Origin of the sequence: Hydrocarboniphaga effusa AP103 (genome assembly GCF_000271305.1) — a bacterium.
GTDB lineage: Bacteria > Pseudomonadota > Gammaproteobacteria > Nevskiales > Nevskiaceae > Hydrocarboniphaga > Hydrocarboniphaga effusa.
This window is the reverse complement of sequence record NZ_AKGD01000003.1, coordinates 312,788-330,992: the sequence shown is the minus strand read 5'-3', so window position 1 is coordinate 330,992 and position 18,205 is coordinate 312,788. Positions and strand designations below refer to the sequence as shown.

General features: G+C 66.5%; 12 protein-coding genes. 10 read left to right on the top strand and 2 right to left on the bottom strand.

From position 1 onward, the window contains the following. Window positions 1-19 precede the first annotated feature (19 nt). The 8 genes from WQQ_RS17880 to WQQ_RS17845 all read left to right on the top strand — a co-directional run bounded on the left by WQQ_RS17880 (window position 20) and on the right by WQQ_RS17845 (window position 9,441). Entirely contained in the window at window positions 20-1,516 is a 1,497-nt protein-coding gene (locus tag WQQ_RS17880; RefSeq protein WP_237715086.1) for an amidase, read from the top strand. Beyond that, the gene (locus WQQ_RS25290; RefSeq protein ID WP_040454818.1) at window positions 1,495-1,728 is read left to right on the top strand and encodes a peptidoglycan-binding domain-containing protein; all 234 of its coding nucleotides are present in this window, start codon (window positions 1,495-1,497) and stop codon (window positions 1,726-1,728) included. The genes WQQ_RS17880 and WQQ_RS25290 overlap by 22 nt, the downstream gene beginning before the upstream one ends. 268 nt (window positions 1,729-1,996) lie before the next feature. Then, window positions 1,997-2,389, top strand: a complete 393-nt coding sequence (locus WQQ_RS17870; RefSeq protein WP_007186649.1) for a hypothetical protein — start codon at window positions 1,997-1,999, stop codon at window positions 2,387-2,389. A gap of 52 nt (window positions 2,390-2,441) precedes the next feature. Next, entirely contained in the window at window positions 2,442-3,698 is a 1,257-nt protein-coding gene (locus WQQ_RS17865; protein ID WP_050997748.1) for a TolC family protein, read from the top strand. 13 nt (window positions 3,699-3,711) lie between these two features. Then, complete coding sequence (locus WQQ_RS17860; RefSeq protein ID WP_007186646.1) at window positions 3,712-4,674, top strand: efflux RND transporter periplasmic adaptor subunit; 963 nt, start codon at window positions 3,712-3,714, stop codon at window positions 4,672-4,674. A gap of 65 nt (window positions 4,675-4,739) precedes the next feature. Then, the gene (locus WQQ_RS17855) at window positions 4,740-7,886 is read left to right on the top strand and encodes an efflux RND transporter permease subunit (protein ID WP_007186645.1); all 3,147 of its coding nucleotides are present in this window, start codon (window positions 4,740-4,742) and stop codon (window positions 7,884-7,886) included. Between the two features lie 196 nt (window positions 7,887-8,082). Further along, window positions 8,083-9,030: a cation diffusion facilitator family transporter gene (locus WQQ_RS17850; protein WP_007186644.1), complete on the top strand. Its 948-nt coding sequence runs from the start codon at window positions 8,083-8,085 to the stop codon at window positions 9,028-9,030. 27 nt (window positions 9,031-9,057) lie between these two features. Then, window positions 9,058-9,441 carry a YkvA family protein gene (locus WQQ_RS17845; RefSeq protein WP_007186643.1) on the top strand — a complete coding sequence of 128 codons (384 nt, stop codon included), beginning with the start codon at window positions 9,058-9,060 and terminating at the stop codon, window positions 9,439-9,441. Window positions 9,442-9,552: 111 nt separating this feature from the next. Here the strand turns inward: WQQ_RS17845 and WQQ_RS17840 are convergent, their stop codons facing one another. Both WQQ_RS17840 and WQQ_RS17835 read right to left on the bottom strand, forming a co-directional pair. Then, a complete protein-coding gene (locus tag WQQ_RS17840) occupies window positions 9,553-11,874 on the bottom strand; it encodes an amidase family protein (protein WP_007186642.1) in 2,322 nt (773 codons plus the stop codon). Window positions 11,875-12,125: 251 nt separating this feature from the next. Further along, complete coding sequence (locus WQQ_RS17835; protein ID WP_157534761.1) at window positions 12,126-14,441, bottom strand: amidase family protein; 2,316 nt, start codon at window positions 14,439-14,441, stop codon at window positions 12,126-12,128. Between the two features lie 243 nt (window positions 14,442-14,684). On the opposite strand from WQQ_RS17835, the gene WQQ_RS17830 reads away from it, so the two are divergent. Continuing rightward, window positions 14,685-16,226 carry an amidase gene (locus WQQ_RS17830; RefSeq protein WP_007186639.1) on the top strand — a complete coding sequence of 514 codons (1,542 nt, stop codon included), beginning with the start codon at window positions 14,685-14,687 and terminating at the stop codon, window positions 16,224-16,226. A gap of 42 nt (window positions 16,227-16,268) precedes the next feature. Next, the gene (locus WQQ_RS17825) at window positions 16,269-17,903 is read left to right on the top strand and encodes an amidase (RefSeq protein ID WP_007186638.1); all 1,635 of its coding nucleotides are present in this window, start codon (window positions 16,269-16,271) and stop codon (window positions 17,901-17,903) included. The last annotated feature ends 302 nt before the right edge of the window (window positions 17,904-18,205 follow it).

Here is an 18,205-nt window from a genome sequence, read left to right as displayed (position 1 = left end):
CATGCGCTCGCCGTTACCGATGAAACGTCGCGACCTGCTCGGCGCCGGCATTGCTGCGGCGAGCATCGGCGCGCTCGGAAGCATCGCGCCTGCGAGCGCGGAGCCGATTGCGCCCCACGCGCTGATCGAATATTCGGCCAGCGAAATCGCCGCGATGATTCGCGCGCGCAAAGTCAGCGCACGCGAAGTCGTCGATGCCTGCTATGCGCGCATCGATGCGGTGAACCCGCGCATCAACGCGGTGGTCGCCCAATGCCGTGCCCGCGCTTACGCCGAAGCCGGTCAGGCCGATGCCCTGCTCGCGCAAGGCAGGCTGCTCGGGCCGCTGCACGGCGTGCCGTTCACGGCCAAGGATTCGTTCGACACGGCCGGCGTGGTCTCCACGGGCGGCACGCTCGGCCGCAAGGATTTCGTGCCCGGGCGCGATGCCACCGCGATCGCCCGCGTGCGCGCCGCCGGCGCGATTCTGCTCGGCAAGACCAACACGCCGGAATTCACGCTCGGCGGCGGTGCACGCGAAACCTACAACCTGCTGCACGGGCAGACCTACAACCCTTACGGCGAAGGCTATCTGTGCTCGGGATCGTCGGGCGGTGCGGGCGCCATCGTCGCGGCCGCGGGGGCGTACTTCGACATCGGCTCGGACTACGGCGGCAGCATTCGCGGCCCCGCGTTCGCCAACGGCATCGCCGGCATCAAGCCCACTTACGGACGCGTGCCGCGCACCGGGCATATCGTCGGCTATGGCGGGCCTTTCGATAACTTTCAGGAGATCGGCCCGCTCGCACGACGCGTCGCCGATCTGTCGCTGATCCTGCCGATCATCATGGGCCCGGATGATTCCGACGCCGCGATGGCCCCGGTCCCGCTCGGCGATCCGGCGCAAGTGGATCTGAGCAAGCTGCGCATCGCCTGGTACATCGACAACGGCAGCATCCGCGTGAGCCGCGAAGTGCAAGCGATGATCGAACGCTGCGTCGGCTATTTCACCAAGCTCGGCTGCAAGGCCAGGCAGGATCGGCCTCCACGCTTCAAGGAACTCGCCGATGCGCGCGCCGCGTTCTCGGGCGCCGACGGCCGCGAGTTCATGCGCCGCCTCATGCGCAAGCACGGCACCACGCAGCCTTCACCGGGCTTGAACATCAAGGGCAGCGAACTGCCGAGCAGCGAGTTCACGCGCCTGTGCGAACAGATGGACGCGATCAAGAGCGAGCAGCTCGCCTGGTTCGAGCAATACGACCTGATCCTGTGCCCGGTGACCTGGCGCGCACCGCAGAAAGTGACTAGCGAGTACCTGATGCCGCCCGAATGGGGCGCCGGTTACGGCGGCATGACCAGCGAATACAACACCACCGGCTGGCCGGCCGGCGTCGTGCGCGCGGGAACATCGAAGGACTCGCCGGGCCTGCCGCTGGGCATCCATGTCGTCGCGCAACCCTGGCGCGACGACATCGTGCTCGCCGCGCTCGCGCATATCGAGAAGCAGACGGGCGGATGGCGGATGCCGGGGATATAGCGACAGCCGGGACTTGGTTACGGACCGCTGTCTGTCAGCGCGAGAGGATGAACGGCGATACGCGCTACACGGCTCTTGAGTGGCTACGAAACTCTGGCCGGTCCAGTACAAAGAGCGCATTGAAAGCGTACCAGGCCGACAACGGCATCAAGGTCGACGGAACGCTCAGCACTGCGACCCTTAATAGCCTCGGCATAAGTGGCTCCAACTAAGCCTATCGACCATGGGCATCGCCTAGCCAGCTTTGCAAGCGCGACGGCTTGCGGTCTGGACGCAAACGTTAAACGACCGCTCATGGCACAAAGCAGCCCACACACAGAGTCGCCACAAGCACACGACTTCATCTGCCCCCGACCTTCGCTCCCCTTGCTGGCCGCAAGAAAGGCGCGGTCCATCATTCGCGCGCAAAAAACCTGCACTCGGGGCAACGCACCCCTGATTCGCTAAACGGCCGCTTCGACCTGTTACCCTGTCGCTCGCATGTCCCGCCTGCTCGCCACCTGGATGTTCTGCCTGGGCCTCGTCATCACGAGGCTGCTGGGGGTGCACGTCCATGTTTGCGCAGGGCTCGAACAGCAGCCGGGCGGGCACGAGCAGCCGCACTACGCGGATGCGGGCCTCCTGTTCGGCGAGTCACACGATAGCGATCATGCCGATGACCGCGAGGTCGATCTGGTCGCGTCCATCGCCAGCTCGCCGTCGTTCGCGGACCTCGACCCGGTGGCACTGCCCGGTCCCGATCGACTCACCCTGTCGGCTGCCGCCGGCTGGCTCAGCAGCATCGTTCCGCAAGGCCCACCCGCTACGGCAGCGGTTCGGCCTTCCTATTTCACGCCGCCCTTGCGCGGCCCGCCGTCGATCTCCCTGACCTGAACCCTGCTCCGCCCCGTCTCGGGCGGTCGTTCATGCTGTCCTGGAGATTTCCATGTTCACCCGTCTGGGTCGCAGCCTGCCGGTTGCTGCGACGCTTTTGGCCTTGGGCGCCTCGACTTCGGTCAGGGCCCAAGAGCCCGTCATCACGCTGCGCGAAGCAATTTCGCGCACGCTGCAATCCAACCCCGATCTGGCCGCCTACGCCTATACCCTGAAAGCGCAGGACGGTCGTATCACGCAGTCGGGCCTGCGTCCCAACCCCACGCTTTCCGGCACAGTCGAGAACGTGCTCGGCACCGGGCTGGCCAGCGGCGGCCAATACGCCGAGCTCACGCTGATGCTGAGCCAGGTGATCGAACTCGGCGGGCTCCGCGAGCGGCGCATCGACGTCGCCCGGCGCGAACGCGATGGCCTGCAAGCCGAAGGCGACATCCGGCGGCTCGACACCATTGCCGAAACCGCGCGCCGCTTCGTCTCGCTGGCCTCGCAGCAGGAGCAGCATCAGCTCACCCACCTTGCGGTGGAGCTCGCCGAGAAAACCGCAGCCGCAGTGGAAAAGCGGGTCGCCGCCGCGAAGTCGCCTTTGGCGGAACGCGACCGCGCTGCGGTGGCCCTGCAGCGTGCGCAGAACGACGACGCCCACGCCGAGCACGAGCTGCAAACCGCGCGTTATGCGCTGGCCGCAAGCTGGGCGGCGAGCAAGCCGGACTTCGTCTCCGCTTCGGCCGATCTCTACCGGCTGCCGACGATGCGCTCCTACGACGAGCTGCTCGCCGCACTCGAAGCGACGCCGGATCTGGCTCGCTATCTGTCGGAAGCCCGGCTGCGCGATGCCGAGATCGCGCTCGCCATCGCAGGCCGTCGGCAGGGCTTGCAGATCGGGGCTGGCGTACGTCGGCTCGAGCAGACCCGCGACACGGGCCTGGTGTTCTCGTTCCAGATGCCGCTGCCGGTCGGTGATCGCAACCAGGGCTTGATCGCAGAGGCTGAAGCTCGACGCGAGGGCGCGGCGGCGGAGCGCGAAGCCACCCTGATCAAGGCGCGCACCCAGCTGTTCGGCTACTACCGCGAGCTGCTCGATCGACAGCGGCAGGTCGGGCTGATTCGCGAGAAGGCCCTGCCGCGCATGGAGTCGGCGCTCGCCCACACCGACTACGCCTATGAGCGCGGCCGCTACAGCTATCTCGAATTGGTGGATGCCCAGCGCGAACTGCTGGAGCTCAAGCGCGAGGCGATCGAAGCGGCCGCGCAATACCACTTCACCCTCATCGAAATCGAACGACTCACCGGCAACGGCCTGAGTCGCTGAAGGACATCGCACCATGCGCCATCCCATTCTCCTTTCCGCGCTGCTGGCGGGTCTGCTGTCGCTTTCGGCCTGCGGCTCCTCCACTCCCGAAGACCACGAAGACGAGCAAGGCCGCACTCGCGGCCAGCACCAGGACGGTGACCGCCAATCCGGCGAGCACGGCGAAGTCGTGAAACTCGGCCCCGAAGCTCGACGAGCCGCCAAGCTCGCGATCGCGCCGGCAGCGCCGGGCACCCTCCGCGAAACCTTGCAGCTCTACGGTGTGGTGAGGCCCAACGCCGAACGCATCCGCAGCGTTACCGCGCGCTTTCCGGGCGTGGTGCGCTCCGTCGCTGCCAAGGTGGGCGACACGGTGCGGCAGGGCCAGACGCTGGCCACGGTCGAGAGCAACGAAAGCCTGCAGGTGTACCCGATCGTCAGTCCGCTCGGCGGCGTGGTGACCGAGCGCGCCACCAACCCTGGCGAACAGGCGGAGCAGGCGTCGCTGTTCACGGTTGCCGATCTGGGCACCGTGTGGGTCGAACTGGCGCTGTTCCCACGTGATCGCAGCCGCGTAAAGCCGGGCCAGGCCGTGCGCGTGCAGACCGCCGATGGCGGCCCCGTACGCGAAGGCAAGATCGTGTTCGTTTCACCGCTGGGCGCCTCGAACACGCAAAGCCTCACGGCTCGCGTGCTGCTCGACAACGCCGATGGCTTCTGGTCCCCGGGGCTTTACGTGCGCGGCCAAGTCACCATCGGCGAATCGAATGCCGCGCTGGTGGTGCCCGCGGCTGCCTTGCAGGAGCTCGAAGGCGGTACCTCCGTGTTCGTCGATACCGCCGAAGGATTCGTCGCGCGCCCGGTCAGGGTCGGCCGCAGCGACGGACTCGTCGTCGAGGTGCTGCAAGGCCTCGCCGCCGGTGACGCCGTCGTCGGCGAAGGCAGCTTCGTGTTGAAGGCGGAACTGGGCAAGGGAGAGGCCGAACATGACCACTGACCGGATCTCCGGCAGCCACACGCACGCTCGACCTGCCGCCACCGCCATCGCCGGAGGGCTCGAGCATGCTTGAGAAACTGCTGCGATTCTCGATCGGCCGAAGCGGCGTCGTCATGGTGCTGATGCTGGCCCTGATCGCCCTGGGCGCCTGGAACTATCAACGCCTGCCGATCGACGCGGTGCCCGACATCACCAACGTGCAGGTGCAGATCAACACGCAGGCTCCGGGCTACACACCGCTGGAGGTCGAGCAACGCATCACCGTCCCGATCGAAACCGCCCTCACCGGCTTGCCGGGCCTGGACTATCGTCGCTCGCTGTCCCGCTACGGACTCTCGCAGGTCACCGTCGTGTTTGCAGACGGCACCGACCTGTACTTTGCGCGCAACCTCGTCAACGAACGTCTGCAACAGGCGCGCAGCCGTTTGCCCGACGGAGTCGAACCCGCCATGGGGCCGATCGCAACGGGGCTCGGTGAGATCTTTCTCTATACGGTGGAGGCCGACGGCAACGCGCGGCAGGCAGACGGCAGGCCCTACGACTCGATGGCGCTGCGATCGCTGCAGGATTGGGTGATACGCCCGCAGCTGCTGCAGGTTACGGGCGTGACCGAAGTCAACAGCATCGGCGGCTACGCCAAGCAGTTTCATGTGCTACCCGATCCGGGGCGCCTGCTGTCCTACGGCCTGACGATGGATCAGGTCGCCGAAGCACTCGAGCGCAACAACGCCAATCGGGGCGCGGGTTATCTCGAACGCAACAGGGAGCAGCTGCTCGTTCGTATTCCGGGTCAGGTCGCAGGACTCGACGATCTGCGTCGCATCGTCGTGGCGACACGCGATGGCTTGCCGATCACCGTTGGCGACGTCGCGGAAGTCGCGCTCGGCAAGGAGCTGCGCACCGGTGCCGCAACGCGCGATGGGCACGAAACGGTTCTCGGTACAGCCGTGATGCTGGTGGGCGAAAACAGCCGGGCTGTCGCCAAAGCCGTCGCGATCCAGCTCGACCGGATCAACGACTCGCTGCCCGGAGGCGTGACAGCCGTTCCGGCTTACGATCGCACGGTGCTGGTCGACAAGGCCATCGCGACCGTGCAGAAGAATCTCCTCGAAGGCGCATTGCTGGTGGTGGTGATTCTGTTCGTACTGCTCGGCAATCTGCGTGCTGCACTGCTGACCGCTGCGGTGATTCCGATCGCGATGCTGATGACGATCACGGGCATGGTCGAAACCGGCGTGTCGGCCAACCTCATGAGTCTCGGCGCGCTCGACTTCGGCCTCATCGTCGATGGCGCGGTGATCATCGTCGAGAACTGCCTGCGACGATTGTCGGAAAACACCGGCGCGCGTCCGCTCGCGCCGCGCGATCGTTTCAAGCGGGTGTACGAAGCCACCGCCGAGGTCATCCGTCCCAGCCTGTTCGGAGTGTTCATCATCACGGCCGTGTATCTGCCGATCTTCGCGCTCGAAGGGGTGGAGGGAAAGATGTTCCATCCGATGGCGCAGACCGTGGTCATGGCGCTCGCGGCGGCACTTTTGCTGTCGGTCACTTTCGTGCCAGCCGGCGTGGCGCTGCTGTTCCGCGGGCCCGTGCGCGAGAAGCACAACGTGGTGCTCGATCTCGCCCGCCGCGGCTATCAGCCGCTGCTGCGATTCGCGCTGCGGGCGCGCTGGGCTTTCGTTGCCGGCGCCGTGGCGCTGGTGCTGGCGTGCGGAGCCATCGCGAGCCGCATGGGAAGCGAGTTCGTTCCGAACTTGAACGAAGGCGATATCGCAGTCCAGGTGCTGCGCATTCCGGCAACCGGCCTCACGCAATCGGTGGAGTTCCAGAAGCAGGTCGAACAGCGGCTGCTGCAGTTCCCCGAAGTACTGACGGCGTTTGCGCGCACCGGCACCGCGGAAGTGGCGACGGACCCGATGCCGCAGAACATCTCGGACGGCTACGTGATGCTCAAGCCGGTCGACCAATGGCCCGATCCGAAGAAGTCCAAGGCCGACCTCGAAGCCGACATTCAGGCCGCGCTCGAGCAGCTTCCCGGCAACGCCTACGAACTCAGCCAGCCGATCCAGCTTCGCTTCAACGAGCTGATCTCCGGCGTGCGTTCGGACTTCGCGGTGAAGCTCTACGGAGACGACCTCGACGTGCTGCGGCGTTCGGGCAATCGGCTGGCGGCCGCCGTGCGCGGCGTCACCGGCGCCGAAGATGTGAAAGTCGAGCAGGTGTCGGGGCTGCCGGTGCTGTCGATCCAGCCCAGGCGTGACGCCCTGGCGCGCTACGGCGTGGCGCTGGCCGACCTGCAGTCGGCGGTGTCGGCGGCGATCGGGGGCCGCGAGGTGGGCGAGGTGTTCGAGGGCGATGCGCGCTACGCGATCGTCGTGCGCCTGCCGGAGGCTCAGCGCGACGATCTGCGCAACCTCGATCGCTTGCCGATCAGTCTTCCGAGCGGCGGCACCGTGCCATTGGCCGAAGTCGCGCAGCTCATCGTTGCGCCAGAACCGAACCAGATCAGTCGTGAAAACGGAAAACGGCGCATCGTGGTGACCGCCAACGTGCGCGGCCGTGATCTCGGCAGCTTCGTCGCGGATGCGCAGGCCGCCGTTCGCCAGGTCTCGCTGCGACCGGGTTACTGGATCGACTACGGCGGCACTTTCGAGCAGTTGCAGTCGGCCAGCCGGAGACTCGCGATCGTCGTGCCGGTGACGCTGGCCTTGATCCTCGGCCTGCTGGTACTCGCGTTCGGCAACCTGCGCGACGCGTTGGTGATCTTCTCGGGCGTGCCGCTGGCGCTCACGGGCGGCGTTCTCGCGTTGTGGATACGCGACATTCCGCTGTCGATCTCCGCGGGGGTCGGATTCATTGCGCTGTCGGGTGTCGCGGTACTCAACGGCTTGGTGATGGTGAGCTTCATCCGCGGATTGCGCGAGCAGGGTGCCGGGCTGGACGATGCGATCATCGAAGGTGCGCTGACGCGGCTACGTCCCGTCCTCATGACGGCGCTCGTCGCCTCTCTCGGCTTCGTCCCGATGGCCTTGAACACGGGCACCGGTGCCGAAGTGCAGCGCCCGCTGGCCACCGTGGTGATTGGCGGCATCATCTCGTCCACCCTCCTGACCTTGCTCGTACTGCCGGGCTTGTATCGCCTGGCGCATGGACGCGAGCGGCGAACCGGGTCGGCGATCGCGTCCGCGCAAACGAGCACAGACGCGTCATGACGGCGCTCCGGCGGCGATTCCCGAAGCGGCTTAGTACAGGCGCGCCATCTGGACTATTTTTCGAAGGGGGTCGTCCGGTGGACGTTGCGAAGCGGCTCGCGGGGGAGCGCTGGTCGATGCCGAGGCCGGCCCACCGCGGGTTCGCAGGGGCGCAGGAGCGTTCCGGCGGCCGGGCCTCGATCCGAAGGAGAAGACGATGAGTGCAGGACACGACCACGGGCGCGGCGCCAACGAACGCTCGATGTGGATCGCATTGGGCCTGACGGGCACCTACATGATCGCCGAAGCGGTCGGCGGCTGGCTGACCGGCAGCCTGGCGCTGCTCTCCGACGCCGCGCACATGTTCACGGATACCCTCGCCCTGGCGATCGCCCTGCTGGCGATCCGCATCGGCAAGCGGGCCGCCGATCGACAGCGAACCTTCGGCTATGGCCGGATCGAAATCCTCGCGGCGGCGTTCAATGCCGGCATGCTGTTCGTGGTCGCTGGCTACATTTTCTACGAAGCCTGGCAGCGCTTCCGGTTGCCACCCGAAGTCCAGTCGATTCCGATGCTCGTAATCGCCACCCTGGGCCTGATCGTCAATCTCGCGGCGATGCGGATCCTCAGTGGCGGCCGGTCCAGAAGCCTCAACGTCAAGGGCGCCTATCTCGAGGTCTGGAGCGACATGCTCGGGTCGCTCGGCGTCATCGTCGGTGCCGCCGCGATCCACCTGACCGGATGGACCTGGGTCGATCCCGTGATCGCCGTGCTGATAGCGGTGTGGGTGTTGCCGCGCACGTACATCCTGCTCAAGGCGAGCGCCAACGTACTGCTCGAAGGCGTTCCCGAGGGCGTCGAGATCGACAGGATCGAAGCTTCGATTCGATCGGACGCCGACGCCCGCGACGTGCACGATCTGCATGTCTGGGCGCTCGGAAGCGGGCAAGTCAGCCTGGCCGCGCATGTGCTACTCGCGCCCGGCGCGCCGGTGGACGCCTTCCTGCGGCGTACGGAAGCGCGCCTGCGCTCCGAACACGATGTCGCGCATACGACACTGCAATGCGAATTCGAGCCCTGCGCAACGGCGGACAACTGCTCGCTATCAGCAAACGGACATGGACACGGACACGATGGCGATCCCGGCGACCACCGCCATGCTTAGTCCTCGTCCTCGCCGGCAGCCGATCCGATGAGCGCGATCTCCAGGCTCCGGCGCTGGGCCACTGCGCTCAAGCAGCGAGTGATTGCGGTCTACCTCGCCGCGCGCGACCCAAGAACGCCGTTCGCAGCCAAGCTGGTGGCGCTGGTGGTCGCGGCCTATGCGCTGAGCCCCATCGACCTGATTCCGGATTTCATTCCCGTGCTCGGATACCTGGACGATCTGCTGCTCGTTCCGCTGGGCCTGTGGCTGGCCGTCCGCATGATTCCGGCGCAAGTCCTGGCCGATGCCGACATCAAAGCCGCCACAATCGCGAACCGGCCGACGAACCACTACGCCGCTGCCGTGATCGTGGCGCTCTGGTGTGCCGCTGCATTCGCGAGCTATCTCTGGTTGCGCAAGCACCTGGGCTGAAGGGCGCGGCGAACCCCAAATTCCGTGGCGTTCCTGGGGTGCCTGCACAACATGGATCCGGATCAGCGTTGCCCGCGCCCGCCACCTGCTTTCCGCAGGCAGCGGGCACCGTCAGTCCACCGCCCCGAACCCCGGCGGCGCGAACCGATGATGCGTCGCCGATTCGTACGCCGTGCCGATCCTGATCAGCACCGGCTCGGCGCCCTGGCCGGCGAAGAAGGTGATCGAGATCGGCATCGGATGCGGCAGTCTCGAGCGCGGCGTGCCGGGCTTGAGCACCGAGATGTAATCGCGCGCATCGTCGTCGAGCGCGTACTGCGGCTCGACGACGACTTCGGTCGCGCCGGCCGGAACCGCGATGCGTGGCACCTGGAAGAACGGCGTGATGCCGTCGAGGCTGATCGCACCGACGTTCGGTCCGAGGATCTTCGGCGTCGGCACGGTGTTTTCGGGATGCACGAAGGCGTCGATGTGGTTCTCGCGCATGACGCGTTCGAGCGCCAGGCGCGCGATGTAGCTGCGCGCGAGGCGGTCGCTCTTGCCGTCGGCGAAATGACCCTTGAAGTTCACCCAGTTCTCGGCACCGGCGCGGGATTCGTCCTCGCGGAACTTGGCGTTGGCGGTCCATGCGGCCCAGTCCTTGATGCGCGCATCGCCGCGCTCGGCCAGATAGCGGTCGACGTCGAACGCGAGGTCGGCGCACAGGGCGGAATGGCAGGGCTCGGCACCGAAGTTCGCGAAGTTGACGATGTTCACCGCCCTGGTCAGCGGCGCCTCGCGGCGGCTCAGCTTGAGCAGGTAATCGTAGGAAGTGACATCCCAGCCCGGAACCGCGAACACCAGCGCGCCCTTGGCGTCGCGTCGCGAGAAGATCTCGGGCATCAGCCGCGGCAGGATCTCCGACAGCGCGTCCGAGAAGCCGTAGCGCAGATTGTCGATCTCCGCATCGTCGGGATAATCCGGCGTCACCGTCTCGACCAGCTCCGCGCCGAGCCGATCGCGCAGCACGGTCTTGATCTCGCGATCGATCTGCTCGGAGATCGCCTCGTGGTTCGCGGTCTTCCTGACCATGTGCTCGCGCAGGATCGCGATGCGCAGGCCTTTGAGCGGCTTGGCTTCGCGCCCGAGGCCCGCGTCGTCGATCACCGATTTCGCATACGGCTGCTCGGGTATCAGCGCCTTCGGCAGCGCGGTGAACGGATCGCGTGTGTCGTAATAGCCCTGCGCGTCGTCCCTCGCCGCGTCGAGCACGAGCACCGCATCGGCGAGCGTGCGCGCGTGAATGCCCGCGCGATCGTTGAACCACTGATAGCCGATGCCGCCGTTGTCGGGCAGCAGGCCCTTGGTCGTCAGCAGCGTGGTGACGCCGTTGCGCGAAGCCGGGCCCTGGCAGGACATGCCGGATTGCTCGCAGATGCCCACCGTCACCAGATTCGCACCGACCGCCGCGCCCGATCCGCCCGACGATCCGCGCGTGACGCGCTCGGTGTCGTAAGGGTTGCAGGACTGCCCGCCCCAGGAGCCGAAGGCCTGGCCGCCGCTCACCATGTTGGTCCTGGGCTTCGAAGCACCGCCCGGGTCGCCCGGCCCGCCATTGAATTCGTGCGCCTGCGACTTCGCGTAGATGATCGCGCCTTTCGCGCGCAGCCTCGCGATGATCGTCGAGTCGAACGGCGGCGCATCCATCGCGAAGTTCACGTCGTTGTTCGCGGTGCTGCGCATGTCGCGCGTGTCGTAGACGTCCTTGACCGCGGTGGTGATGCAATACATCGGCAGCCTGGCGAGATCGGGCTTGCTGCCGTACTGCGCATCGAGTTCGGCCGCGCGTTCGAGCGCGTCGGGCTGCTTGCGGAATTCCTCGCAGGCCGCCGGCGCGCCAGCCGGCAGCGGACCGGTCGACGGATGCGCGTCGAACTTGCCCTTGCAGGTCACCGAGCGCTCGCCACGGATGTTGATGGTCTCGAGCGCATTGACCTGCCCGGCATTCGGAATGCCGACGCGCAGGCCCATCTGCGCCATCACGCTCGGGTCGGACACCGTCGGCTCCATGCGACCGTAATCGAGCGGCAGGCCCTTGTACTGGTCGAGATCGGGCAGCACGGTCGAGGCCTTCACCGTGTGCGTCGGAAACCTGAGCGCGGAGCCGGCGCGCACCATGCCCGTCGCGGCCGGAATGTCCGCGCCATCGGCCGTAACGAGCGCGGTGCAGACGCCGTTGTAGGCGCGTGCGCGATCGATATAGGCCTGCACGACCTGCTGGCACGTTGTTTCGCCGGACTGGATCGCCGCATGGATGCTCGCGATCGTGGCTTCTTCGACGTGGAATTGCTTCGGCGTGGCGTTGATGCCGCCCGATTCCGTCTCGGGCGCATGCGCGGCGGATTCCGGTGCCTGTGGCTTTCCGCAACTCGCCGCGGAAAGGACCAGCACCATGGCGACACTGATCCGGCAAGACGATCGATGAAAGCTGCTCAAGATGCTCTCCCTGGCTCGGTGAGATCGGATTAGAAAGCGATGCTCGTCGCTGCTGTTCCCCTCTCCCGCGTGCGGGAGAGGGTGGCGCGACAGCGCCGGGTGAGGGATCACGCTTCGATAGCACGCACAATCCCAGCGGTGCTCCCTCACTCCCCTCGCTGGCGCGAGGGACTCTCTCCCGCACGCGGGAGAGAGGAACGGCGCAGTGCTTAAGGCTCGCCCGCGCGCGGGCCGAAGTCCTTCGGTGGCTTGCGATGATGCGTCGCCGCTTCATACGCGGAACCCACCTTGAGCAGCAGCGCTTCCTCACCCGGCGCGGCCCAGAACGCGATGTTGTACGGCAGCGGATTCGCGAGTGCGGTCGGCTTGGTGCCGGCTACGGTGTCGTAGCGCGTTCCATCGGCGCTCAGCGCATACTTCGGCTCGATCATGCTCGTCGCGAAGCCGGCCGGCACGAACACTTCGGGAATGCCGAGGCGCGCACCGTAGCCGAAGCCCGAACGCAGATCGCGATTCGGCTCGTTGGCTCCACCGATCTTCGCGGGCAAGGTCGACAGGGGCGGATTCACCAGCACGTCGATATCGTTCTGACGCATGAGCTTGATCATCGCCATGCGCATCGCATCGCGGCGCTTCATGGTGTACGTGGTGTCGTAGGTCTTTGGATCGATCGCCTTGTTCTCCCAGTTCTTCGCCGAGGCGCGCTTGGCATCGGTGAAGTATCTGGCGTTGGCGTTGAGCGTGGCCCAGTCGTAGACGGTGGCGTCGCCGCGTGCGTTGAGATACTTCTCCATGTCGAACGCGAAGGTATAACCGGTGACGCTGTCCGGGCCTTCCGGCGGATTGCCCATGATGCGGCGCAGATTGAGGTTCGCGGGCCACGGGGCCTTGTGGTTCGCCGCGGCGACGAGGTACTTGCGGCTCGTCACGTCCCAGCCCGGCACGCTGAATTCGGGCTTGCCATCGGCGCCCTTCCACGACAGAACCTCCGGCATGTGGAACGGAATGACTTCGGCCATCGCCTCCTGGAAGCCGAACTTCACGTTCGGAATCGTCGGATCGTCCTTGAACTGCGGATCGGTGGTCTCGACGAGTTCGGCGCCCAGATCCTTGAGCACCTTGAGCTGGCCGTCGACGCCATCGATGATCGCCGCGTCGCTGGGCGCGATCTTGACGAACAGCTCGCGCACGACGCCGATGCGCAGGCCCGCGAGCGGCTTGCTCGCACCGGCCGGCGTGATCGCCGACACGTACGAGGCTTTCGACGTGAACGCAGGCGGCAGCGCGGTATACGGGTCGCGTTCGTCGAAGTATTCGCCGGTCTTGCGATCGCGGAAGGCATCGAACACCGTCGCCGCGTCCTTCACCGACTTGCACAGGATGCCCGGCCGATCCTGGTACGGATTGGCGCCGATCGCGCCGCCATACGAGATCATGCCCTTGGTCGGCACGAAGTTGACGACGCCGTTGTGCGTGCCCGGATTGCGGCAGGATCCGCCGGTGGTTTCGCAGATCGAGCAGACCACCAGGTTGGCCGCGACCGAAGTGCCCGAGCCACCCGAGGAGCCGCCGGTTTCGCGCTCGGTGTCGTAGGGGTTGCAGGTCGCCCCGCCCCAGGTTTCGCGCGCGCCGCCGGTGCCGAAGTTGGGCTTCTCGACCTTGGCGTCGCCGCCCGGGTCGCCGCTGCCGCCGTTGTATTCGGAATTCACCGCGTGCGCGTAGACGATCGCGCCGGAATCACGCAGGCGCGACACCATGGTGCCGTCGCGCGGTGCGAAGTCGGTGGCGTACTTCACGTCGCCACCGCCCGTGGAGCGCATGTCCTTGGCGTCATAGACGGCCTTGAACGACATCGGCACGCAGTACAGCGGCATCTTCTGCGTATCGGGATTGCGTCCGTACTGCTTGTCGAGCGCGGCTGCGGTTTCGATCGCATCGGGTAGCTTGCGAAAGGCCTCGCAAGCCTTGGGGCATTGCGCGGGCAGCTTGCCGCTCGCCGCATCGCATTCGGCCTTGCAGCTCACCGAGCGCTCGCCGCGCAGGTTGATCGTGTCGAGCCCGTTGATCTGCCTGGCGCCCGCGATGCCGGCGACCATGCCGTACTGCTGCTTCACGGAAGGATCGGACAGCGTCGCCTCCATGTGCCCGTAGTCCGGCGTCTTGCCCTTGTAGCGATCGAAGTCCGGCACCAGCGTGCGAATGCCGACGGTCTCGGTCGGAAACTTGATCGGCGAACCCGCGCGCTGCGTGCCGAGCGCCGCGTCGACCGCCGCGCCATCGGCCGTGACGAGCCGGGTGCAGACGCCGTTGTAGGCCTTGGCTCGTGCGAGATAAGCCTCGACGACTTGCTGGCAAGTGGTTTCGCCCGCGCGGATGCCGGCGTGGATCTGCTCGATCGAAGTCTCTTCGAGCTTGAAGGCCTGTGCCGCGCCGCTGACCGCCGCGCAAGCCATCGCCACGAGCAACAACAGATTCCGGCGCCAGCCGGACCGCTCGAACAATGAAACTGTTGAAACTGTAGGCATCCCGATTCCTCCCCGATGAGCACTGCTGTTTTTCCGCATCCAACGAATCGGACGATTACGAATCGCAGTCCCCTACCCGCTCGTCGTTCGCAGTTCGGCGCGGGCCGCTCGAAGTTTCGCCCGGGCGCGAAAGCGCGGTGGTAGGGGAAGCCGCAGGCCCGTCGTCTGATTCATCGGAACGCGCCTGCGTGGCGTCGATGTCCGACATCAGCATTCGATGGCAACGAGCAAGGGAGAGGGTCGATGAGCGCAACGAACGACAGGCGCGCGATGCGGTTGGGCCGCAGCACGCGACGTCAGTTCCTGATCCAGTCCGGCGCGGCCGCGGTGGCGGCAAGCGGCTTTGCGGCAACCCTGCGCGCCGAAGCGCAGGCCGCGAAAGCGAGCATTCCGGACGACATTCTCTACACCTCGGCGACGCGTCTCGCGGCGATGATCGGCAGCAAGCAGATTTCGTCGGTGGAGCTCACCAAGGCCTATCTGGCGCGCATCGAAGCGGTGAATCCGAAGTTGAATGCCGTGGTCACGCTCTGCGCCGAGCGCGCGCTGCAGGAAGCCGCCGAAGCCGATTCGATGCTCGCGGCGGGCAAGAGCATGGGCGCGCTGCACGGCGTTCCGTGCACGATCAAGGATTCGCTCGAGACACAGGGCGTGCGCAGCACCGGCGGCACCACCGGCCGCACCGAATATGTCGGCGTGCGCGATGCGACCGTGGTCGCGCGCGTGCGCCAGGCCGGCGCCATCGTCATGGGCAAGACCAATACGCCCGAACTCACGCTGTCCGGCATGACCACGAACCTGATCTTCGGCAAGACGCACAACCCGTACAAGATCGGCTATCAGCCCGGCGGCTCGACGGGCGGCGGCGCCTCGATCATCGCGGCCGGCGGCTCACCGTTCGACATCGGCACCGACTTCGGCGGATCGATCCGCGGGCCCGCGCATTTCTGCGGCATCACCGGGCTCAAGCCCACCACCGGCCGCGTACCGCGCACCGGACATATCGTCGATTACGGCGGCTATTTCGATGCCTTCCAGGTCGTCGGCCCGCTCGCGCGCTGGAGCGAGGATCTGGAGCTGATCACCTCGATCATCGCGGGCCCCGATTATCTCGACGCTGCGATTCTCCCGGCGCCGTGGACGCCGGCTTCGTCCATCGACCTCAAGAAGATCAGGATCGCGTACTACGTCGAGAACGGCAGCGCCAAGCCCTGCACGCCCGAGACGCGCGCCGCGGTGATGAAAGTGGTCGGGCTGTTCAAGGATCTCGGCGTCAGCGTCGTCGAAGATTGCCCGAAGGATCTGATCAAGGAATCGCACGAACTGCGCAACGCGCTGTCGACCGCCGATGGTCGCGAATGGGTCAAGCGGATGCTCGCCAAGTACGGCACCATGACCGCCTCGCCGGTGATCAGCCTCGTCGACACGCCGCGTGCGCCGACGCCCGAATTCACGCGCCTGGCCGAAGCCTTCGACGCCAATCGCTCGAAGTTCGCGCAGTGGTTCGCGCCGTACGATCTGATCATCGCGCCGGTGAACCCGACGCCGGCCGAACCCTGGCCCGATCAGCCCAAGGCACTCACGCCGCCGCCCGGCAACTACGGCTACACGCCCACCTACAACAACACCGGCTGGCCGGGTTCCGTCGTGCGCGCCGGCACTTCGCCCGAAGGCCTGCCGATCGGCGTGCAGATGATCGCCAAGCCGCTGCGCGAAGACGTCGCGCTCGCGGCTGCGGCCTTCGTCGAAGCCGGCACCGGCGGTTATCAGAAGCCCACGATCTGAGCTGCGCTCACCACGAAGCCCCATTCTTGAGACCAGCGAGCCATGAACGATTTTGATCGCGATGAAGCACCTGCGGAGCACCTGCAATCCGATGTGGAATCCGCAGCGCAGGACAGCACGGCAAGCAGCAGGACGCGTTCGCGCCGCGCGCTGTTGTTCGGAGCCGCAGCGGCCAGCGCGGCGCTCGCCGCTTGCGGCAAGTCCAAAGATGCGGCCGTTCCCGCCGGCAGCGCGGGCGTCGCTTCGACCACGAGCACGACGCCGGTCGACAGCGAGATCGTGTTCGCCTCGGCGACGACGATGGCGCAGATGATTCGCGACAAGAAAATCTCCGCGCGCGAGCTGCTCACCGCCTGCTACGCACGCATCGACGCGGTGAATCCCAAGTTGAACGCGGTCGTGCAGTTCTGCCGCGATCGCGCCTACAAAGAGGCTGATGCGGCCGACGCGGCGCTCGCCAGGGGCCAGGTCAGCGGGCCGCTGCACGGCGTGCCGATGACGATCAAGGATTCGTGGGACACCGCCGAGGTGATCTCCACCGGAGGCACGCAGGGCCGCGCTTTCTTCATTCCCGACAAGGATGCGACCGTGGTCGCGCGACTGCGCGGAGCCGGCGCGATCCTGATGGGCAAGACCAACACGCCGGAATTCACGCTCGGCGGCGTCAGCGGCATGGGCACCACCGTCAACATCATCTACGGCATGTCGCGCAATCCCTACGATCAGACACGCTCGACTTCGGGCTCGACCGGCGGTGGCGGCGCGATCATCGCGGCCGGCGGCTCACCGTTCGACATCGGCACCGACTTCGGCGGCTCGATCCGCGGGCCTGCGCATGCCAACGGCATCGCCGGCATCAAGCCGACGACGGGCCGCGTGCCGCGCACCGGTCATATCGTCGACTACGGCGGCGTGTTCGATTCGTATCAGCAAGGCGGGCCGATGGCGCGGCGCGTCGAAGACCTGCTGTTGCTGATGCCGATCCTCGCGGGCCCCGACAACAAGGACGCCATCATCATGCCGATGCCCTGGGCCGATCCGGGCAAGGTCGCGCTCAAGGGACTGCGCGTGGCCTGGTACACCGACATGGGCAGCGACGACAAAGGCGAGGCGACGAAGCCGACCGCCGAAGTCATCGAGACCATCACGCGCTGCGTCAAGCATCTCGAAAAACTCGGCTGCAGCGTCACCGCATCGCGGCCGCCGGACATGATGGCGATCGCGGATATTTCGACCAAGCTGCGCGAAGGCGACGGCAACGCCTGGCAGAAGCGCCTGACCGAGAAGTACCACACCACGGTGCCGGGCCCGAATCGCCGCTTCGACTATCCGCTGATCGGCACGGCCGAATTCACCGAACTGCTCGAACAGCGCGACGCCTGGCGCGCGAAGATGATCGCCTGGGTCAAGGACTACGACCTGATCGTCTGCCCGCCTTCGACCGGACCGGCGCCGGTGATCGGTTCGCGTGACGGCGAAGGCAAGCGCGGCACCGGCTTCACCACCACTTACAACATCGCGGGCTGGCCGAGCGGCGTGGTCCGCGCGGGCACCTCGCCCGAGAAGATGCCGCTCGGCGTGATGCTGACCGCGCAGCCCTGGCGCGAGGACATCGTGCTCGCCGCCATGTCCGAGATCGAGCGCGAATTCGGCGGCTGGCAGAAGCCGACGATCTGATCGCGACTCCACTGCTTTAGATCGACCGCAGTCCGGAACACAGGCCGGGCTGCGGTTCTTTTTTATGCTGTCGCCGATACGCGAACGAAATGGCTCGCGTGCTTTGCGATCACCCATCCCGAATCGTCTCGCCTGCGAGCGACGTCATGAGGGGTGACGGCCTGTGCAGATACCAGGACTCGCTGCGCCGTTCCCCTCTCCCACTCGTGGGAGAGGGTGGCGCGTAGCGCCGGGAGAGGGGCTGGCCGGAAAGTGCGCTCACCTTGCAGAGCAACCCTCTCTCCCCCGCTACGCGGGGACTC